The organism is Streptomyces sp. NPDC059850 (genome assembly GCF_042731515.1).
Classification (GTDB): domain Bacteria; phylum Actinomycetota; class Actinomycetes; order Streptomycetales; family Streptomycetaceae; genus Streptomyces.
In genome coordinates, this window is the sequence record NZ_JBHWJI010000142.1 from 1 (window position 1) to 4,181 (window position 4,181).

At 70.2% G+C, this 4,181-nt stretch carries 2 protein-coding genes; both read left to right on the forward strand.

Annotated elements, in window-relative coordinates; genetic code table 11:
- The coding region (locus ACFV9T_RS42595; protein WP_385449242.1) for an SDR family NAD(P)-dependent oxidoreductase at positions 1 to 2,517 on the forward strand (2,517 nt) is incomplete at its 5' end.
- Between the two features lie 47 nt (positions 2,518 to 2,564).
- The coding region (locus ACFV9T_RS42600; RefSeq protein ID WP_385449244.1) for a type I polyketide synthase at positions 2,565 to 4,181 on the forward strand (1,617 nt) is incomplete at its 3' end.

A 4,181-nucleotide genomic window follows, 5' to 3' on the forward strand; every position in this document is an offset into this window, starting at 1 on the left:
TGGGCCGAACACATCCGCCAGCCCGTCCACTTCCACCCCGCCATCACCCGCATCGCCCCCGAGACAGGCGCCTTCCTGGAACTGGGACCGGACCCGGTCCTCGCCACCGCCACACAACACACCCTCGCCCACGCGACTACGGACACCAACCCACTGGTCGCCGCCACGCTCACCCGCAAACAACCCGAAGCCCAAGCCTTCGCCAACGCCCTCGCACGGCTCCACACCGCCGGGGTCGACGTCGACTGGGCGCCCTGGTTCCCCGTCGCACCAGCCCCACGGCTCGTCGAATTGCCGACGTACGCCTTCCAGCGCCAGCGCTTCTGGCTCGCCCCACCCCCTCACCGTCCCGATGGTCGCGGCGAGCATCACGACCCGGTCGAGGCACAGCTGTGGGGCGCCATCGAGGCGCAGGACGTGGACGCCCTCACCAACACGCTCCAGCTGGCGGAGAACGACCCCGGTATCGACTCGCTCCTGCCCGCTCTCCCCCTTCTCTCGGCCTGGCGTCGACGGCACCGGGAGCACTCCACCGTCGACTCGTGGCGCTACCGGATCGCCTGGGAGCAGCTGCGCGACACCATCGCCACTCCCGTCCTCACGGGGACCTGGCTGCTGCTGGTGCCGTCCGGGCTGGAGGACCATCCGGTCGTCCTGACCGCCGCCCAGGCACTCGATGACCACGGCGCGGTGCGCGAGACGCTTGCCATCGACACCGTTGGCGCTCATCGCGAGGCGCTCGTCCAGCAGCTCGCGGGTGCCGCAGACGTACGTACCGCACCCGTCGGTGTGTTGAGCCTCCTCGCCCTCGATGAGGCCGCGCACCCGGACCACCCGGCCGTTCCGACCGGGCTGGCCGCCACCGCGGCCCTCGTCCAGGCCCTCGATGAACTCGGGTGGTCCGCAGCCCTGTGGTGCCTCACCCAGGGCGCCGTGGCGGCCGCGCTCTCCGATGCGCTTCCCCATCCGCTCCAGGCACAGACCTGGGGTTTTGGCCGGGTCGCCGCCCTGGAGTACCCCCAGCTCTGGGGTGGTTTGATCGATCTGCCCGACACCGTCGATGCCCGCACTCCCGGCCGCATCGCCGGGCTGCTCACGCCCGGGCAGCCCGAGGACCAGGTGGCGATCCGTACGGCCGTCCTGGGGCGCCGTCTTGAGCACGCGCCCGCCACCGACGTCCTTGCGGTCCCCTGGCAACCGTCCGGCACCACGCTCATCACCGGCGGCACCGGCGGGCTCGGCGCCCACCTCGCACGCTGGCTCGCCCGCAACGGCGCACCCCATCTCCACCTCACCAGCCGCACCGGCCCCGACGCAGCCGGCGCCACCCAACTCAGCGAAGAACTCACCGCTCTGGGGACCTCGGTCACCATCACCGCCTGCGACGTCTCCGACCGCACCGCCCTCCGCCACCTCCTCCACACCATCCCCGCCGAACACCCCCTCACCACCGTCATCCACGCCGCGGGCATCGCGGAGAACACATCGCTCGCGGAGAGCGACCTCCCCCACATCAACGCGGTCCTCCAGCCCAAAGCGCTGGCCGCCGCCCACCTCCATGAGCTGACCAAGGACCACGACCTCAGCGCCTTTGTCCTCTTCTCCTCCGGTGCGGCCTCCTGGGGCGGCAGTCGGCAGGCCGCCTACGCCGCCGCCAACACCTACCTCGACGCCCTCGCCGAACACCGCCGCTCCCAAGGACTCCCCGCCACCAGCATCGCCTGGGCACCCTGGAGCGACGCGGGCATGGCCTCCGACGAGGCCGTTGTCGACTACTACAACCGGCGCGGGATGAATCCGCTCGCTCCGGAACTCGCCGTCGCGTCGCTTCAGCACGCCCTCGACCACGACGACACCACCGTCACCGTCGCGGATATCGACTGGCAGAAGTTCCCGACCAGCTTTACGGCGCGACGGCCGAGTCCCCTCCTCGGCCGCCTCACGCCCGCTCCCTCGTCCGGCGCCGACGCCGCCCCGGATTCGACGTCCGGCCCCGGCTCGCTCCAGCAACAACTGAACGACAGCACGCCCGCCCAGCAGCAGCAGCTCCTCCTCCATCACCTACTGACCCACGCGGCCGCGATCCTCGGCCACTCCAGTACGGACGCCATTCCCCCCACCCAGCCATTCCAGGAGCTTGGGTTCGATTCCCTCACCGCTGTCGAATTCGGGAACCGGCTCACCGCCGTCACCGGTATCGATCTGCCCCCCACACTCATCTTCGACCACCCCACGCCCCATCAGCTGGCGGACTTCCTGCGCGAGTGCCTGGTCGATGCGGATGTGACCTCCGAGGGGCGGCTGCTGTCGGACCTCGACAGGTGGGATTCGGTGTCGGAGCCGTCGGCGGTGGACGAGGCGGCGCGTCGCCGGATCACCGGCCGACTGCAGCTGCTGCTGGCCAAGTGGAGCGATACGGAACGCGAAGCCGACCGTTCCACGGCCCATAGCGAGCTTGAGACAGCAACAGCGGAAGACATTTTCGACCTCATTTCCGATGAGTTCGGAAAGGCATGAGCCCGATGAACTCCACCCTCCGCGCCGCGCCAAGGAGCTTGCGCTAGATGTCCAACGAAGAGAAGCTTCTCGACCACCTCAAGTGGGTCACGGCCGAATTGCGCCAGACCCGCCAGCGTCTGCGCGAGGTCGATTCCGCCGAGCCGGAGCCGATCGCCATCGTGGGAATGGCGTGCCGATTCCCGGGCGGGGTGCGGTCGCCGGAGGACCTTTGGCAACTGGTGGAGCAGGGCGATGACGCCATTTCCGGGTTTCCTACGGACCGGGGCTGGGGGCTCGGCGAACTCTTCGATCCGGATCCCGAGCACTACGGCACGTCCTATGTGGACCAGGGCGGATTCTGTTACGACGCGACCGAGTTCGACGCGGCGTTCTTCGACATCAGCCCGCGTGAGGCCGTCGCGATGGATCCCCAGCAGCGGCTGCTCCTCGAAACGGCGTGGGAGGCGTTCGAACGGGCCGGGTTCCGTCGCGACACCTTGAGCGGCAGCAACACCGGTGTGTTCGCCGGGATCGGTTCCCACGACTATCTGTCGGTCATCGGGAACATCACCAGCGAGGTCGAGGGCTACGTCGGGGCGGGCAATCTCGGCAGTGTGGTGTCGGGCCGGGTGGCCTACTCCCTGGGGCTGGAAGGGCCCGCGGTCACGGTGGACACGGCGTGTTCGTCGTCGCTGGTGGCCATCCATCTGGCCTGTCAGTCGCTGCGCCAGGGCGAATGCGATGTGGCGCTGGCGGGTGGCGTGGCGGTGATGGCCACTCCGGGGGCGTTCATCGAGTTCTCCCGCCAGCGCGGCATGGCTCCGGACGGCCGCTGCAAGCCCTTCGCCGCCGCGGCCGATGGCACCGGCTGGGGCGAGGGTGCCGGGCTCGTCGTACTGGAGCGCCTGGGTGAGGCGCGGCGTCGCAACCACCGGGTGCTGGCGGTGGTCCGTGGTTCGGCGGTCAACCAGGACGGCGCGAGCAATGGGCTGACCGCGCCGAACGGGCCCTCGCAGCAGCGGGTGATCCGGCAGGCGCTCGCCAACGCCCATCTGTCCACCGCCGAGGTGGACGCGGTGGAGGGCCATGGCACCGGTACGACGCTCGGCGACCCGATCGAGGCCCAGGCGCTGCTGGCCACGTACGGGCGAGGGAGGGCGGAGGACCGGCCGCTGTGGCTGGGTTCCATCAAGTCGAACCTGGGCCACACCCAGGCCGCTGCGGGCACAGCCAGTGTCATCAAGATGGTGATGGCGATGCGGCATGAGCTGCTGCCCGCCTCGCTGCACATCGACGAGCCGACTCCCCACGCGGACTGGGCCTCGGGAGGCGTACGGCTGCTGACCGAACCGGTCCGGTGGCCACGGGGGGAACGGCCGCGCAGGGCCGGAGTATCCGCGTTCGGCATCTCGGGGACGAACGCCCATCTGATCCTTGAGCAGGCCCCCGAGGAGGCGGAACACCCCGCCGCGCGACCGCATCCCGACGATATCGGCGTGGTGCCGTGGGTGGTGTCGGGGCACAGCGACGCGGCGTTACGGGGTCAGGCGCGGGCGCTGGCCGAGCGCGTGGCCGCCGACCAGGACGTAACGGCTGCCGAGGTGGGCTGGTCGCTGGTCCGCACCCGGTCGGTGTTCGACCACCGCGCGGTGGTCGTGGGCGAGAACCGCGACCAGCTGATG